16 protein-coding genes are annotated in these 15,425 nt (G+C 32.7%); 11 read left to right on the top strand and 5 right to left on the bottom strand.

Annotated features, from left to right (window positions below):
• Positions 1–91 precede the first annotated feature (91 nt).
• From QVZ41_RS03740 to QVZ41_RS03720, 5 genes are all read left to right on the top strand, one after another.
• Positions 92–1,357, top strand: a complete 1,266-nt coding sequence (locus QVZ41_RS03740; protein WP_302883206.1) for an ATP-binding cassette domain-containing protein — start codon at positions 92–94, stop codon at positions 1,355–1,357.
• A 129-nt stretch (positions 1,358–1,486) separates the two neighbouring features.
• The gene (locus tag QVZ41_RS03735) at positions 1,487–3,142 is read left to right on the top strand and encodes a UxaA family hydrolase (protein ID WP_302883205.1); all 1,656 of its coding nucleotides are present in this window, start codon (positions 1,487–1,489) and stop codon (positions 3,140–3,142) included.
• Between the two features lie 12 nt (positions 3,143–3,154).
• Positions 3,155–3,934, top strand: coding sequence for an SDR family NAD(P)-dependent oxidoreductase (locus QVZ41_RS03730; RefSeq protein ID WP_302883204.1), 780 nt, complete (start codon positions 3,155–3,157; stop codon positions 3,932–3,934).
• A 20-nt stretch (positions 3,935–3,954) separates the two neighbouring features.
• Positions 3,955–4,815 (top strand): fumarylacetoacetate hydrolase family protein, encoded by an 861-nt coding sequence (locus QVZ41_RS03725; protein ID WP_302883203.1) that lies wholly within the window; start codon positions 3,955–3,957, stop codon positions 4,813–4,815.
• Between the two features lie 35 nt (positions 4,816–4,850).
• A complete protein-coding gene (locus QVZ41_RS03720) occupies positions 4,851–5,999 on the top strand; it encodes an alpha-hydroxy acid oxidase (RefSeq protein WP_302883202.1) in 1,149 nt (382 codons plus the stop codon).
• A 48-nt stretch (positions 6,000–6,047) separates the two neighbouring features.
• On the opposite strand, the gene QVZ41_RS03715 is transcribed toward QVZ41_RS03720, so the two are convergent.
• On the bottom strand, positions 6,048–6,386 hold the full coding sequence (locus QVZ41_RS03715; RefSeq protein ID WP_302883201.1) for a single-stranded DNA-binding protein: 339 nt from the start codon (positions 6,384–6,386) through the stop codon (positions 6,048–6,050).
• A gap of 170 nt (positions 6,387–6,556) precedes the next feature.
• Between QVZ41_RS03715 and QVZ41_RS03710 the strand changes: the two genes are divergently transcribed.
• Positions 6,557–6,904 carry a hypothetical protein gene (locus tag QVZ41_RS03710; protein WP_302883200.1) on the top strand — a complete coding sequence of 116 codons (348 nt, stop codon included), beginning with the start codon at positions 6,557–6,559 and terminating at the stop codon, positions 6,902–6,904.
• A 2-nt stretch (positions 6,905–6,906) separates the two neighbouring features.
• Here QVZ41_RS03710 and QVZ41_RS03705 read toward each other — a convergent pair whose 3' ends face one another.
• Genes QVZ41_RS03705 through QVZ41_RS03695 form a run of 3 tightly spaced genes read right to left on the bottom strand, consistent with a single transcriptional unit; the run spans position 6,907 to position 9,528 of the window.
• On the bottom strand, positions 6,907–7,386 hold the full coding sequence (locus QVZ41_RS03705) for a threonine/serine exporter family protein (RefSeq protein WP_302883199.1): 480 nt from the start codon (positions 7,384–7,386) through the stop codon (positions 6,907–6,909).
• A gap of 3 nt (positions 7,387–7,389) precedes the next feature.
• A complete protein-coding gene (locus tag QVZ41_RS03700) occupies positions 7,390–8,166 on the bottom strand; it encodes a threonine/serine exporter family protein (protein WP_302883198.1) in 777 nt (258 codons plus the stop codon).
• A gap of 3 nt (positions 8,167–8,169) precedes the next feature.
• Complete coding sequence (locus QVZ41_RS03695) at positions 8,170–9,528, bottom strand: serine hydrolase domain-containing protein (RefSeq protein WP_302883197.1); 1,359 nt, start codon at positions 9,526–9,528, stop codon at positions 8,170–8,172.
• Between the two features lie 120 nt (positions 9,529–9,648).
• Between QVZ41_RS03695 and QVZ41_RS03690 the strand changes: the two genes are divergently transcribed.
• Genes QVZ41_RS03690 through QVZ41_RS03680 form a run of 3 tightly spaced genes read left to right on the top strand, consistent with a single transcriptional unit; the run spans position 9,649 to position 12,336 of the window.
• Positions 9,649–10,863 (top strand): aminotransferase class V-fold PLP-dependent enzyme, encoded by a 1,215-nt coding sequence (locus QVZ41_RS03690; protein ID WP_302883196.1) that lies wholly within the window; start codon positions 9,649–9,651, stop codon positions 10,861–10,863.
• Between the two features lie 36 nt (positions 10,864–10,899).
• Positions 10,900–11,358 carry a DUF1569 domain-containing protein gene (locus QVZ41_RS03685; protein WP_302883195.1) on the top strand — a complete coding sequence of 153 codons (459 nt, stop codon included), beginning with the start codon at positions 10,900–10,902 and terminating at the stop codon, positions 11,356–11,358.
• Between the two features lie 51 nt (positions 11,359–11,409).
• Positions 11,410–12,336 (top strand): methylenetetrahydrofolate reductase, encoded by a 927-nt coding sequence (locus QVZ41_RS03680; RefSeq protein WP_302883194.1) that lies wholly within the window; start codon positions 11,410–11,412, stop codon positions 12,334–12,336.
• An 89-nt stretch (positions 12,337–12,425) separates the two neighbouring features.
• Here the strand turns inward: QVZ41_RS03680 and QVZ41_RS03675 are convergent, their stop codons facing one another.
• Positions 12,426–13,421, bottom strand: a complete 996-nt coding sequence (locus QVZ41_RS03675; RefSeq protein ID WP_302883193.1) for an aspartate-semialdehyde dehydrogenase — start codon at positions 13,419–13,421, stop codon at positions 12,426–12,428.
• Positions 13,422–13,710: 289 nt separating this feature from the next.
• On the opposite strand from QVZ41_RS03675, the gene QVZ41_RS03670 reads away from it, so the two are divergent.
• Together QVZ41_RS03670 and QVZ41_RS03665 are read left to right on the top strand one after the other, a co-directional pair.
• Complete coding sequence (locus QVZ41_RS03670; RefSeq protein ID WP_302883192.1) at positions 13,711–14,571, top strand: AraC family transcriptional regulator; 861 nt, start codon at positions 13,711–13,713, stop codon at positions 14,569–14,571.
• 185 nt (positions 14,572–14,756) lie between these two features.
• Positions 14,757–15,416: a succinate dehydrogenase cytochrome b subunit gene (locus tag QVZ41_RS03665; protein WP_302883191.1), complete on the top strand. Its 660-nt coding sequence runs from the start codon at positions 14,757–14,759 to the stop codon at positions 15,414–15,416.
• Positions 15,417–15,425: the final 9 nt, after the last annotated feature.

Genomic DNA, 15,425 nt, shown 5'->3' with positions numbered 1-15,425 from the left:
GCACAAGTTTGTTAACATATTTGTGTACATTGTTAATAACGTATACAAAAAAATGTATTTTTAAGTGTACATAAAATTAAGATTTTAATTTATGAACCATATTGCCATTTTTAATAAATCAACAGCACAAACTAATTTTATCAATCATTTATTGGTAGGAAATGAACAAAATTTATTTCCTGAATTTAATGATAAAAAAGGAGCTTTGTTCAGTACTTCGGTGTTAGAAAAATTCATTACAGAAGAATTAAATCATGATGTTTTTACTTTAACAAAACATTGTGTTGATGGCAATGGAAATATCAGAAGTTTAACCTCTTATTCTAGCGGTCAACAAAAAAAGTTGTTGTTACAGTTTTTAGAAAAACAAAAGTTTGATTTTTTGATTTTAGACAAGCCCTATGATTGTTTGGATATTGCGATTCAGGAATCTTTGGCTAAAGATTTAATCGAAATAGCAAAACATACCATTCTGGTTCAGGTCTTTAAAATAAGAGATGAAGTCTTGCCTTTTATCAAAAAAATCTATTTGATTGAAAATGATAAAATTGAATTTTATGGATCTCCAAAAGAGTACGATAAGACATTTTATCAGCAGTTAAAACCTTATGAGTTTAAAGGGGATTTACCAGAAGCTTTTCAAAAAATAGAAGTAGAGAATCCGTTGGTGAAATTTACCGATGTCAATATTTTTTATGAAGAAACAAGACAGATTGTAAACAATATTAATTGGACCATAAACAAAGGAGAATTTTGGCATTTAAAAGGACCAAATGGAGCAGGTAAAACCAGCTTGTTAACCATGATTACTGGAGATAATGCCAAGGCTTTTGGTGAAGATATTATGCTGTTTGGTCGTAAAAAAGGAAGTGGTGAAACAGTTTGGGAACTCAAAAAAAAGATTGGTTATTTTTCGCCTAGTTTAACCCAATTTTTCGGCAAATTATTTACGGTGCAACACATGGTCTTGTCGGGGTTTTATGATTCTATTGGTTTATATGAAAATCCTACTGGACAACAAATTCATGAGGCTGATAAATGGCTAGATTTGGTAGGTTTAAAAGATAAAAAACAAATGTATTTTGTTCGTTTGTCACAAGAAATGCAACGAATTATACTAATTATTCGTGCCATGGTAAAACACCCTCCGTTGCTTATTTTAGATGAACCTACCAATGAATTGGATGATTATGCAACTTCTATGTTAACAGCTTTCATCAATAAAATTCATCAAGAAACAGATACAACTATTTTATATGTTTCTCATAGAATGTTACAGGGTTTACATCCCGATAAAGTATATCAACTAACGCCTACCAAAAATGGTTCTGTTGGTACTGTAGAATCGATTAAATAAAATACTTAAATTCTTTATTAAGGAGGTTTTCAAAGGATTTCTGCAAAAAAAGTATTGATTTTGGGCTTAATATTTGATTTTTAGCAAGTGGGGCTGCCCTAAATTTGTAACGATATTAAATCGTTAAATATGTCTCAAAAAAATTCGGTGTTAAGAATACACGCAAAAGACAATGTAATTGTTGCTTTAACTGACCTTGGTAAAGGGGATGTTATTTCTTATGAAGGAAATGAATATGTGTTAAAAACAGATGTTCCAGCAAAACATAAGTTTGTGTCTGTAGACTTAAAAAAAGGAGATTTAATTTATATGTATGGAGTGTTGGTTGGAGCGGCTACACAAACTATTTTAAAAGGAGAACTTATTCATACGCATAATGTAATCCATAAAGCGGAGGAATATTCGGTTCAAAAAAATGAGAAAGAAACTTGGAAAGCTCCAGATATTTCAAAATTTAAAGGCAAAACATTTCAAGGTTATCATAGAGCTGATGGTAAAGTAGGAACGCAAAACAATTGGTTGGTCATTCCTTTGGTTTTTTGTGAAAACAGAAATGTTACGGTGATAGAAAAAGCCATTGTTGATCAATTAGGATTTAATCAAAAAGAAGAATCAGGTTTTGCTGTTGATAAACTGGTAAATGTTTACAAGCAAGGAGCTTCTGAAGATGAAGTTTTGAGTACTTCTATTCAAACAAATAAAGAAGAAATCAAGACTAATAAATTATTTCCTAATGTAGATGGAATTCACTTCTTAAGACACGATGGTGGTTGTGGAGGATCAACTCCAGATTCAGTTGCGTTATGCCATTTATTAGCAGGTTACATCAACAATCCAAATGTAGCTGGAGCAACAGTATTGAGTTTAGGATGCCAACATGCACAAGCAAAAATTTTAGAAGATGCTTTAAATAGTTTTTCTAAAGAAAATAAAAAGCCTTTGTATGTGTTAACCCAGCAAGACAGTACTTCGGAAAGAGATTTTATTGAAGAAGCTATTAAAAAAACTTTTGTGGGTTTAATAAAAGCTAATAAATTTGAAAGAGAGCCTGCGGATTTAAGTAAGTTAACTATTGGTTTGGAATGTGGAGGATCTGATGGGTTTTCTGGTATTTCTGCCAATCCTACTCTAGGGTATGTGTCTGATTTAATTGTTGGTTTAGGAGGGACTACCGTGTTGGCCGAGTTTCCTGAATTAAATGGAGTAGAGCAAGAGTTAATTAATAGATGTAATTCTAAGGAAAATGCAGATAAATTTTCTAATATTATGTCTACCTATAATGCTAAGGCGGAATTGTTAGGAGGAGGTTTTCATGCCAATCCATCACCAGGAAATATTAAAGATGGTTTAATTACCGATGCTATTAAATCTGCTGGAGCAGCAAAAAAAGGAGGGAGTTCTCCTATAACTGATGTGCTAGATTATACAGAACAAATTACCAAAACAGGATTGAATTTGTTGTGTACTCCTGGAAATGATGTAGAATCTACCACTGGATTGGCGGGATCGGGATGTAATATTATTTTATTTACTACTGGGCTAGGAACCCCAACAGGAAACCCTGTAGTGCCAGTCATAAAAGTGTCTAGTAACACCAAACTTTTTAATAAGATGAATGATATCATCGATTTTAATACAGGTGGAGTGATTGAAGGAGATACTTTATCATCTAAAGGAGAAGAATTATTAGAATATGTAATTAAAGTGGCTAGTGGAGAAAAAACCAAAGCCATGAAATTAGGTCAAAACGATTTTATTCCTTGGAAAAGAGGGATGTCATTATAAAAAAAGAAAAATATGTCAGTATTTAATTTAACAGGAAAATGTGCTGTGGTTACTGGTGGAGGTAGCGGAATTGGTGAAGCGATCTCTAAAGCTTTGGCTGGAGCTGGAGCATTGGTAAATATTTTAGATTTAACTGTAGAAGGTGCTCAAAGAGTAGCCGATGAAATTATTGCCAAAGGAGGAAAAGCAACCGTTTATCAAGCAAATGTTGCCAATCACGAAGAGGTAAAAACCGTGATGAAATCTATCAATGAAAAACAGGTAATAAATATTTTAGTAAACAATGCAGGAATTGCACATGTGGGTAATATCGAAGCTTGTGGGCCTGAAGATTTAGATAGATTGTACAATGTAAATATCAAAGGTGTTTATAATTCTTTATATGCCGTAGTACCTTTTATGAAACAAAATGGAGGTGGAGCTATTATCAACATGGCTTCTATCGCTTCTTCTGTGGGAATTGATGATCGTTTTGCGTATTCTATGACCAAAGGAGCAGTTTTAACCATGACGTATTCTATTGCAAAAGATTATGTAAAAGATGGAATTCGTTGCAATTGTATTTCGCCAGCAAGAGTACATACACCTTTTGTTGATGGATTTATTTCTAAAAACTACCCAGGAAAAGAAGCGGAAATGTTTGAGAAATTATCGGCAACACAACCTATGGGTAGAATGGCTAAACCAGAAGAAATTGGTAATTTAGCATTGTATCTGGTTTCTGATGAGGCTTCTTTTATCACAGGAACAGATTACCCAATAGATGGAGGATTTATAAAATTAAACGGATAATATTTAAAAAATAATTTAAGATGAAATTAATAAGATTTGGAGCAGAAGGTGCTGAAAAACCAGGAGTCATTACTACATCAGGAAAAAAGATTGATGTTTCTGCTTTTGGAGATGATTATAACGAACAGTTTTTTGGAGGTGATGGAATAGAAAGATTATCAGCTTGGTTAAAAGAAAATGAAGCATCTTGCCCAGAAATTAGTGAAGACGTTCGTTTAGGAGCACCATTAACAAGACCATCAAAAATAGTTTGTGTAGGGTTAAACTACGCTAAACATGCAGAGGAGGCAGGAATGAAAGTACCAACTGAACCTGTATTGTTTTTTAAATCTACCACCGCAATGTGTGGTCCTAATGATGAGGTCATCATTCCTAAAAATTCTGAAAAAACAGATTGGGAAGTAGAGTTGGCTATTGTAATAGGAAAAAAAGCTTCTTATGTTGAGTTAGAAGATGCTGAAGACCATATTGCAGGATATGTATTGCACAATGATATTTCTGAAAGAGCTTTTCAAATTGAAAAAGAAGGTCAGTGGTGTAAAGGAAAAGGATGTGATACTTTTGCTCCTGTTGGGCCTTTTATTGCAACTAAAGATGAAATTAAAGATCCTAACAATTTAGAATTGTGGTTAGAAGTGAATGGAGAACGTTTACAACATTCATCTACCAACGATTTTATTTTTAATGTACAAGAAGTAGTGTCTTATATCAGTCAATATATGACGTTGTTACCTGGAGATATTATTTCTACAGGAACACCTTTTGGAGTAGGTTTAGGATTCAATCCACCAAAGTATTTAAAACCAGGTGATGTTATGGAATTAGGTATTGAAGGTTTGGGAACTTCTAAGCAGGTTTGTAAAGGATACTCAAAAAAATAAAGAGTGTTATATTTACCGCAAAATTTTAATTTAAGATGGAAATAAAAATCAATACCAAGTATCCTTCTATGGATGACTTAAGAAAAAGAGCGATGGTGAAAATGCCAAAATTCGCTTTTGAGTATTTAGATGGAGGATGTAATGAAGATATCAATCTTGATAAAAACAGAACGGATCTTCAAAAAATAGAGTTGATGCCTCAGTATTTATCTAAGTTTGATAAATCAAGCATGGAAACTGAGTTGTTTGGAAAAACATATTCAGCTCCTTTTGGTATTGCCCCGGTTGGATTGCAAGGATTGATGTGGCCAAACGCTCCAGAAATTTTAGCAAAGGCAGCAGTGGATCACAATATTCCTTTTATTTTAAGTACGGTAACCACCACCAGTATAGAACGTATTTCAGAAATTACCGAAGGAAACTTTTGGTTCCAATTGTATCATCCAACCAAAGAAGATATCAAACGTGATGTGATAGACAGAGCGGCAAAAGCAGGTTGTGATGTATTGGTTATTTTGGCAGATGTACCAACGTTTGGAGTAAGACCTAGAGATACTCGTAATGGTTTAGGAATGCCACCAAGAATGACTTTAAAGAACATTATTGAGGTGTTAAAGCACCCACATTGGGCAGCGTTAACATTAAAACATGGTCAACCAAACTTTGAAACCATGGCTCAGTACATGCCTAAAGGGATGAACTTACAACAACTTGCTCAGTTTATGGATGCTACTTTTACAGGTAGATTAAATGAAGAAAGAATTGCTTCTATCCGTGAACAATGGAAAGGAAAGTTGGTGATAAAAGGTGTGGTGAGTGAAGAAGATACTGAAAAAGCCATTAAATTAGGTGTTGATGGATTGATTGTTTCTAACCACGGTGGACGTCAATTAGATGCAGGACAGTCTTCTATTGTGCCAATGACCAATTTGGCTGAGAAATATGGAGATCAAATTAAAATTATGGTTGACTCTGGATTAAGAGGAGGTCCAGACATTGCTAGAGCCATGGCTAGTGGAGCAGAATTCACTTTTATGGGTCGTAGTTTTATGTATGGTGTTGGTGCTTTAGGAAAAGAAGGAGGAAATCATACCATTTCTTTAATGAAAAGAGAATTACAACAAGTAATGGAGCAAATCTGCTGTCAAAATACAGGAGCATTTAAACCACACTTGATTAAATAAATAAGAAAAAAACCTCAGCAATTGCTGAGGTTTTTTTATAAAGAGTTGTTAGGCTTTACTTCCTAACATCATCAATTCGTTTACTATAATTCGGGTGGTATATTTTTTATTTCCTTCTTTGTCTTCCCAACTATCGTTGGTTAATTTCCCTTCAATAGCAATATGACTCCCTTTGTCTAAATATTTTTCTACAATATCTGCTGTTTTGTTCCAGCAAACTAAATTGTGCCATTGTGTATCTGTAACTCTTTCACCCTCATTATTATAATAAGTGTCTGTAGTCGCAATAGAAAAATTAGCTACTTTTTTGTCTTTTCCAAATGCTTTAACAATTGGGGTTGCTCCTAAATGTCCGATTAACTGTACTTTGTTTCTTAAATTGTTCATAACGTAAATTTTTAAAGATGATTAATTTTTTGTTGTCGTTGTTTGACAAGGCAAAGATGCAATGCTTTAAAAGTTTTACTCGGTTGCTAAATATTTGCTTTCGTATATAAACGGTTGTAATCGTTTACAAACGTTTTTGTTATATTTGAATATCTTTAAAATAAAATGTGATGGAAGAAAAATTTTGTCAAGAATGTGGAGAAAAGGTCGTAGGAAGATCTGATAAAAAATTTTGTAACGATCAATGTAGAAATGCTTTTAACAATAAGTTAGAGGTTGGAAACAAAAGTTTGGTTAGAAATATTAATAACGCGCTAAAAAAGAATTACAAAATTTTGTGCGAGTTAAATACCACGGGAAAAACCAAAGTGCCTAAAAGTATGATGGAAGAAAAAGGGTTTAATTTTAACCTTTACACAAACATTTATGAAACCAAAACTGGAAATAGATATAATTACTGTTATGATGAGGGATATTTGTTGTTAGAAGCTGAGCAAGTGCTTTTGGTTAAAAAATAAGACTAGATTTTAATTTCTTTCGCCGATTCTTTCCTACTTATTAACATCGGAAATGAAACTCCAGCGGTTAAAGCAAAAATAATGAAAACAGCCTTTAGACCATTGTTTACTGTTTCGTCTAAGGCTATTTGGTATGATTCAAGAGAAATGTCTCCAGTTAGTTTTATAAATCCTAGCATGGCTTTATAAGCAAACGCTCCAGGAATCATAGGAATGACTGCTGGAATAGAAAAAACTAAAGGAGGAGCATGTTTTCCGTGTGCAGCGGGAATGCTTAACAATCCAATAAGTGTGGCTCCAACCATTGATCCTATAATAATATGACCGCCATAATGCATTAAAATCAGTTTAGAAGAACCTCCTAAGGCTGCAAGAATGGCAATAATAATTAAAGTACGTTTAGGCACGTTAAACAAAACAGCAAATCCTATAGCTGCTATGGCTAGCCAAAAAGCCAATTCTATATGTAGTAATATATCCATTTTTTAAAAGTTAAAAATTAGCATGGTAACCAACATTCCTAAAGAAATACAAAATGCAATCACCATGGCATGAGTTCCTCTTACCATTCCGTTCATTACATGTCCATCCATAATATCAGAAAAAGAATTGATGAGTGGAATTCCTGGAACTAAAAATAAAACCGCTGTTGCAAAAGCCAAATCAGGATGGTTTCCAATGCTGTACATTCTTGCAAAACTCGTAATAAAACAAGCGGTAAAAGAAGCGAAAATGACACTTAGATATCCGTTAAAATTTAGTTTAGTAGCGTAGTGTTTTACGGTAAATGCCGTAAAAGTAGCTACAAAAGCAGTACCTAAATCAATATATTCTCCGCCAAATAATCTACAAAAACCTGCATCAGCAAGGCTTACAAATATCATCGTAATAAGTAGTGGGTAGCGAGGGATTTTTTTTAATCTATCAATTTCTTCTTTTACTTGTTTTAAAGTCCAATTGTTTTCAAATGCATGCCAACTCATTTTACTAATTCCAGATACCAAGGTAAAATTAGCTCCATGAGGAGGTGTTTTTTTAAAACTATTGTATATTTCATTTGTTTGACTGTCTTTTACAATAACAAAAATTGTTCTATGTGTGGTTAACGTTTCTGTTTCGTAACCCAAACCATCGGCAATACGCTCCATAGTAACTCGTATTCTATTGGTACTTGCTCCAGATGCCATTAGTAAACAACCAATTTCTAATAGACAATCAGCTGTTTCTTGTAAAGAAGTATTAATGTGTGAAGATGTATTCATAAATTATTGGATGCTTTTGCAAATGGTTCCTAATAAATGATCAAACATACTGTAAAAACCAACTCTTTTTAATTCGGTTACGCCAAAACGAACCACTACCAAATCTTTAGATGGAATGACAAAAATTCGTTGACCTTGAAAACCATCCGCATAAAAACAATCTTTAGGAACGTTAGGCATGTAATTTCCGTCATTTAGCCACCAATGTCCACCGTATTCTCCCATAGAAGTTTTATTAGGTGTTTTAATGTAATCAACCCAATTTTTAGTAACTATTTGTTCGTTGTTCCACTTTCCGTTGTCTAGCATTAACTGTCCAAATTTAGCCCAGTCTCTTGTGGTCGCCCAACTATATGAGGAGGCTACATAATTACCCATAATATCGGTTTCCATAATCATAGAATGCATTCCAATTTTATCAATAAACTCTCTGTAAGGAAAATCTAAATACTCCTGATGCGTTTTAAATTGTTTTCTTAATAAGGCTGATAAAATATTACTGGTACCAGAAGAATAGTTGAATTCAGTTTCTGCGGGTTGACTTTGCTTTTTAGACAAAGGTCTTTTTGTTAAATCGCTATCTTCAAACAACATTCTTGTGGCATCACAAATGGTTGAATAGTTTTCCTCCCATTCTAATCCACTTTCCATTCTTAGTAAATGATTGGTGGTGATGTTTTTTCTATCATCTCTTAACCATTCTGGAAAAGCTGTGATGGGCTTATAAATATCAAATTTATTTTCTTTTTCTAAAACTCCAAAACAGGTGGTTAATAAACTTTTGGTGATGGACCAACCTTGTAATAATGAGTTTTCATCAAAACCATTGGCATATTTTTCTGCGATGATTTTTCCTTTGTATAATACCAATACAGAACGGGTGTTTTTAATATGATGATCGTGATTTTCGGTAAAACAGTTATCAATCACTTTGTTTATTAATTGATAATTAACATTATTAAAAACGGAATCTTTTGGAGCTAAGTTTCCATATGGATATGGAACTTTAATAGGGGTAAAATCTCTTTTGGGTCTTAAATAATTATCACCAAGAAGAGTGTCTTTGTTAATTAAAATAGCTCCAATCCCTTCACGATAAACAGCTGTTTCCTTAGCAAATCCAAAAACAGTAGAAAAAGCGGTTTTATTTTTTTTATCAATATTGCTGCTAGCAAGTTTTGTTAATGGACCATGATTATCTGTTTTATTAGTTACATCTACAGATCTGTGTGCGATAAAATAACTACTAGCAAGGTTTTTAGCTGCAAAACCAGAGATTAATTTTAGTTTGGGAGCGTTTAAAACAACCAATACAATTATGATAAAAAGTAGCGAGAAGCCTATCATTTTAAAGAGTTTCATGAGGTAAAATTTGTTTTTAACAAGGTACTAATTTTTTGATTGTAAAGATTGAAAAGAGTTTGGTTAAGCTTTTTAGATTTTAAGCTTAAAGAAGTACCTTTGTAACAAAGATTTATATCTATGATCAATATCGATAAAGTAAGAGCAGATTTCCCTATTTTAAAGCAACAAGTAAATGGAAAACCTTTGGTGTATTTTGACAATGCAGCCACAAGTCAAAAACCACAAGTGGTAATTGATGCGATTACAAATTACTATACTACTATAAATGCGAATGTTCACAGAGGAGTACATACTTTAAGTCAGGTTGCTACAGATGCGTTTGAAGCAACTAGGAAAAAATTAAAAGCTCACTTTAATCCTAAACACGAGCACGAAATTATTTTTACTCGTGGAACAACCGAATCCATCAATTTGGTAGCAACTACTTTAACTTCATTGATAAAAAGTACAGATGAAATTATTATTTCTGCCTTAGAACATCATTCTAATATTGTGCCTTGGCAAATGTTGTGCGAAAGAACGGGAGCTACGTTAAAAGTAATTCCAATGAATGATGAGGGAGAATTGTTGATGGAGGTATATGATGAGTTGTTAACAGAAAACACTAAAATAGTAGCTGTTAATCATATTTCTAATGCTTTAGGAACCATTAACCCTGTAGAAGAAATGATTGAAAAAGCACATAAAGTTGGTGCTTGGGTATTGATAGATGGAGCGCAATCTACGCCGCATATGAAGGTAGATTTACAAGCGTTAGATTGTGATTTTTATACTTGTTCTGCTCATAAAATGTTTGGTCCTACAGGGATTGGATTTTTATATGGAAAAGAAGCCATTTTAAATGAGTTACCACCGTATCATGGAGGAGGAGAAATGATTAAGGATTGTACGTTTGAAAAAACGACCTATGCTGAGTTGCCTCATAAGTTTGAAGCGGGAACACCAAATATTGCAGATGTGATTGCTTTTGGAACCGCGGTAGATTATATAAATTCCATTGGTATAGAAAATATAGAAGCTGCTGAACATGAGTTGTTGGTTTATGGAACAGCACAATTGAATAAAATTTCGGGATTAAAAATTTACGGAACGTCTAAAAATAAAGCGAGTGTTATTTCTTTTAACATTGGAGAAATTCATCCTTTTGACATAGGGACTATTGTGGATAAATTGGGGGTTGCAGTAAGAACCGGTCATCATTGTACACAGCCTATTATGGCTCGTTTTAACATTCCAGGAACGGTAAGGGCTTCTTTTGCGTTTTACAATACCAAAGAAGAAATTGATGTTTTGGTGGCTGCCTTAGAAAAAGCAACCATGATGTTGTCTTAAAGAAGGTTATATTTACAACAAAAAACAACTTCAGTCATGTCATATCCAAGTATTTTTGAAGCAGATACGCTTGTTCAAAACAAAGCTCGTTTAGATTTGTTAAGTAAAGAAAAACAACCTTTGTGGGGAAAAATGAATGTAGCTCAAATGATTGCTCATTTAAATGTTTCTTATGATGTTTCTCAGGGAAAAACAAAAGTAAATATCAATCCTGTGATGCGTTTCTTTTTAAAAACCTTTGTTAAAAAAGCTGTTGTTGGAGATAGACCTTATGCTAAAAATGGAAGAACAGCTCCTTATTTTTTAATGGTTGATGAAAAGGATTTTGAAAATGAAAAAAAACGATTGTTAGCCAATATGCAATGGGTTTTTGAGAAAGGAGAGACTTATTTTGAAGGTAGGCCAACCGGGTCTTTTGGAAAATTAACTTCAAAAGAATGGAGCAATTTATTTCAAAAACATTTAGATCATCATTTTAAACAATTTGGGGTTTAATATTGGGTGTTCGGGCGGAGCCGAAAACAAAGTAATTCGATAGAAGAAATTATGAATTCACAAGAATTAAAGAAAAAAATAGAAAATAAAGAAGGAGGGTATTTATTTTACGGGTTAACTCCTCCTAAAACTTCTACAGAGAAAGAGAAGATTCAAGGAATTGCACAACGTCAAATGGATCGTTTGGCAGGGTTAGATATTGATGGGTTGATTTTATACGACATACAAGATGAGTCCTCTAGAAATAACAATCCAAGACCTTTTCCTTTTATGTCTACTTGGGCACCTGATGAATATGCTAATACTTATTTAAAGGATTTAAAAGTTCCTAAAATTATTTATAAAAGTGTCGGAAAATTTACAGAAGAATCTTTAAAGCAATGGTTGATTGACAATGAAGATAAAATAGACTTAACCGTGTTTGTTGGAAATCCATCAAAAAATCAACCGGCTAATTTGTCTTTACAAGATGCTTATAGAATTAAAAAAGAATCGGCATCTACCATAAAGTTAGGAGGCGTAACCATTCCTGAGAGACATTTTGTAAAAGGAGATGAACATATCCGTTTGACCAATAAAATTGTAAATGGTTGTTCTTTTTTTGTGTCTCAGTGTGTGTATAATTTAGACAATGCAAAAGATATGTTGTCTGATTATTATTTTTATACTCAGGAAAAAAACATCAAACCGATGCCTATTATTTTTACACTAACCCCAATAGGATCTTTAAAAACTTTAGAGTTTACAAAATGGTTGGGAATTGATATTCAGAAGTGGTTAGAAAACGAATTAAAGGTGTCTCCAGATATTTTGAATGCTTCGATTGGAATTTGTAAGTATATTGCCAATGATTTGATAAAATTTGCAAAAGAAAAAAACATGCCTATTGGTTTTAATATAGAATCTGTAGCCATTAGAAAAGCAGAAATAGATGCTTCTATAGAATTGGTAAAAACCATTAAAGAAATGATGGATTAATTATGAAATCATATAAAATAAAAAAACCTCATCATTTGATGAGGTTTTTTTATGTAAAAATATTTGGTGGTTTTAACCAAAATTCATGATTATCCTAACAATCCTTGAGCTACTAAATACTCAGCAATTTGTACGGTATTAGTCGCGGCACCTTTACGTAAGTTATCGGCAACAATCCACATATTTAAAGTATTTGGTAAGGACTCATCTCTACGGATACGTCCAACAAAAACTTCATCTTTATCGTTTGCAAACATTGGCATCGGATATACGTTGTTGTCTAAATCATCTTGTACAATTACTCCAGGAGTTGCAGATAAGATAGCACGAACTTCAGTCAAATCAAAATCGTTAGCAAACTCTACGTTTACGGCTTCAGAGTGACCTCCTGCGGTTGGAATACGAACTGCTGTTGCAGTAACAGCAAAAGAATCATCACCTAAAATTTTCTTAGGCTCTTTCACCAATTTCATTTCCTCTTTGGTGTATCCATTTTCTAGAAAAACATCACAATGAGGAATTGCATTACGGTTAATTGGGTAATTGTACGCCATTTCTTCGTTGGTAATTCCGTTTTGTTCGTTTTCTAATTGTTGAACCGCTTTTACTCCTGTACCAGAAACAGATTGGTAAGTAGAAATAATTAAACGTTTCATTTTATATTTTTTGTGTAACGGAGCTAAAGCCATTACCAATTGAATAGTAGAACAGTTAGGGTTTGCAATAATTTTATCTTCAGCTGTTAATACACTTCCGTTGATTTCAGGAACTACTAATTTTTTAGTAGGATCCATTCTCCAAGCAGATGAGTTGTCTACTACAGTCGTTCCAACTTCAGCAAATTTAGGAGCCCATTCTAAAGAAGTGTCTCCTCCAGCTGAAAATAAAGCTACATCTGGAGCCATTTTAACAGCATCTTCTAAAGTAACTACAGTGTAGTTTTGTCCTTTATATTCTAATTGTTTCCCAGCAGAACGAGCCGATGCAACAGGAATTAATTCTGTTACAGGAAAATTTCTTTCTGCCAATACTTTTAACATTACCGTACCTACCATTCCGGTAGCTCCTACTACTGCTACTTTCATATGATTATTTTTTTAGTTTCTAGTTGTTTTGTTTTTTTTAAGAGTGCAAATATGCTAAAAATGTGTGTTGTAAAATAGTGCTACGGTTAAAATATACACGATTTGTTGAATTTTTATCTAATTTAAATGTTTTACATAATAATTAAACCTAAAATACTTTTTAATTATTTGTTTTATAGATGTTTACAAAGTCAGTAAAGATTAATCTTTTTAAATCTTTATTAGTACTATTTTTGCATTTTATTTGCTTATTAAAACCAATTTGTTAATTTTAATAAAAAATATTCTCTTGAAACCAAAGTACCTCGACAGAACCCCAGCCCACAGTTGTTTTAATGTTCAAACCAATAAAGAAAACCATTTTTTAAAAGTATGGCATTTTCATAAAGAATTAGAGTTAGACTTTATTAGTTCTAGTTCAGGAACCTTATTCGCAGGTGATTTTATTGGAAAGTTCTCTGAAGGAAATTTAGTGTTGCTAGGCAAAAATTTACCTCATATGTGGGTTAATAGTGAAGAGTATTTTGTTGAAGGTAATGATTTATTTGCCGAGGCATCCGTAGTTCATTTTACCGAAGAGTTTTTGGGAGAGGAGTTTTTAAAACAGCCAGAAATGGTAGAAATAAAAAACTTGTTTGTAAAAGCTAGAAGGGGAATTGTTTTTAAAGGAGATACTTCTCTCATTAATAAAAGAATCCAGTCTTTAAATAAATATGCTGGATTTAATAGAGTAATAGAATTACTAAAAATATTAAATCTTTTAGCCAAATGGGAAGCATATAGCTTATTGTCTAGTCAAGATTTTGTACAAAGTTTTTCTGATAACAAGCTTAAAAAATTAGAAGTGGTTTATGAATATATATACAATCATTTTAATACAGATATTTCTTTAGAAAAGGTGGCAGAAGTTGCTTGTATGAATCCCTCTGCGTTTAGTAGGTATTTTAAAAAAGCACATGGGAAAAATTTTATTAAATACGTAAATGAACTACGTGTTAATTATGCTTGTAAATTAATTTTAGACAATAAATACGCCATTATTGATGTTTGTTTTGAATGTGGATTTAACAACTTATCTAATTTTAATAGACAGTTTAAAATCATTACAGGGTCTGCTCCCTCAAATTACTTAAAAGAGCAAAAAAGATGATCAAATACGTAGAAAACCTTCTTTTTTCTTGTTAAAAATTTAAATCAAAAGCAAAGATTTGATAATTCTTTAAATTCTAGCTTGTAATCTATCTAAATAAAGAACGAAATAAGGGAATAGCACCTAATAATAAATCAAATCGTTTAAATTTGTATTCGGTTATTAACAAATTAATTTTAAAACTAATGAGTGGAGTTTTATCTTCTTCGATAGGAAGGAAAGTAGCGATGGCTGCTTCTGCTTTCTTCTTAATGTTTTTCTTGTTGCAACATTTTGCAATCAATTTAACATCAATTTTTAGTGCAGATGCATTTAACGAGTTGTCACATTTTATGGGAACCAACCCGGCAGTTCAGTTTGCGCTACAACCAATTTTAATTTTTGGAGTTGTTTTTCACTTCGTTATGGGGTTTGTTTTAGAAATTAGAAACAAAGCTGCTCGTAATGTTAAATACGTAAAAAACAATGGTGCTGCCAATGCTTCTTGGGCTAGTAGAAACATGATTTATTCAGGTTTGGCAATCTTAGCTTTTATTGTATTGCATTTTATTGATTTTTGGTTTCCAGAAATCAATCACAAATACATTGCGATGCTTCCAGAAGATCCAAATAGATATTATGGTGAGTTGGTACACAAGTTTCACAGTCCAGTAAGAACTGGTGCTTATGTAGCAGCATTTGCGTTTTTAGCATTGCACTTATTACACGGATTTAAATCTGCATTCCAATCTAGCGGAATGAGTGCTAAACGTGCTGCCAAATTAGAGACCATTTCAAAAATTTATGCAATTGGTATTCCTGTAGGATTTATCATCATTGCTTTGTTTCACCATTTCAATCAATAAAATATAAAG

The organism is Wenyingzhuangia gilva, from assembly GCF_030519655.1.
In the GTDB taxonomy this organism is placed as follows: domain Bacteria; phylum Bacteroidota; class Bacteroidia; order Flavobacteriales; family Flavobacteriaceae; genus Wenyingzhuangia; species Wenyingzhuangia gilva.
The sequence above is the reverse complement of the archived record's forward strand: the minus strand, read 5'-3'. Positions and strand labels throughout refer to the sequence as shown.

Bases quoted from the DNA above. Each gene is read 5' to 3' on its own strand.
- QVZ41_RS03740 (WP_302883206.1), top strand. From the start codon at position 92: ATGAACCATATTGCCATTTTTAATAAATCAACAGCACAAACTAATTTT.
- QVZ41_RS03710 (WP_302883200.1), top strand. From the start codon at position 6,557: ATGGAAGAAAAATTTTGTCAAGAATGTGGAGAAAAGGTCGTAGGAAGA.
- QVZ41_RS03680 (WP_302883194.1), top strand. From the start codon at position 11,410: ATGAATTCACAAGAATTAAAGAAAAAAATAGAAAATAAAGAAGGAGGG.
- QVZ41_RS03690 (WP_302883196.1), top strand. From the start codon at position 9,649: ATGATCAATATCGATAAAGTAAGAGCAGATTTCCCTATTTTAAAGCAA.
- QVZ41_RS03735 (WP_302883205.1), top strand. From the start codon at position 1,487: ATGTCTCAAAAAAATTCGGTGTTAAGAATACACGCAAAAGACAATGTA.
- QVZ41_RS03730 (WP_302883204.1), top strand. From the start codon at position 3,155: ATGTCAGTATTTAATTTAACAGGAAAATGTGCTGTGGTTACTGGTGGA.
- QVZ41_RS03665 (WP_302883191.1), top strand. From the start codon at position 14,757: ATGAGTGGAGTTTTATCTTCTTCGATAGGAAGGAAAGTAGCGATGGCT.
- QVZ41_RS03705 (WP_302883199.1), bottom strand. From the start codon at position 7,386: ATGGATATATTACTACATATAGAATTGGCTTTTTGGCTAGCCATAGCA.
- QVZ41_RS03695 (WP_302883197.1), bottom strand. From the start codon at position 9,528: ATGAAACTCTTTAAAATGATAGGCTTCTCGCTACTTTTTATCATAATT.
- QVZ41_RS03685 (WP_302883195.1), top strand. From the start codon at position 10,900: ATGTCATATCCAAGTATTTTTGAAGCAGATACGCTTGTTCAAAACAAA.
- QVZ41_RS03725 (WP_302883203.1), top strand. From the start codon at position 3,955: ATGAAATTAATAAGATTTGGAGCAGAAGGTGCTGAAAAACCAGGAGTC.
- QVZ41_RS03720 (WP_302883202.1), top strand. From the start codon at position 4,851: ATGGAAATAAAAATCAATACCAAGTATCCTTCTATGGATGACTTAAGA.
- QVZ41_RS03675 (WP_302883193.1), bottom strand. From the start codon at position 13,421: ATGAAAGTAGCAGTAGTAGGAGCTACCGGAATGGTAGGTACGGTAATG.
- QVZ41_RS03715 (WP_302883201.1), bottom strand. From the start codon at position 6,386: ATGAACAATTTAAGAAACAAAGTACAGTTAATCGGACATTTAGGAGCA.
- QVZ41_RS03700 (WP_302883198.1), bottom strand. From the start codon at position 8,166: ATGAATACATCTTCACACATTAATACTTCTTTACAAGAAACAGCTGAT.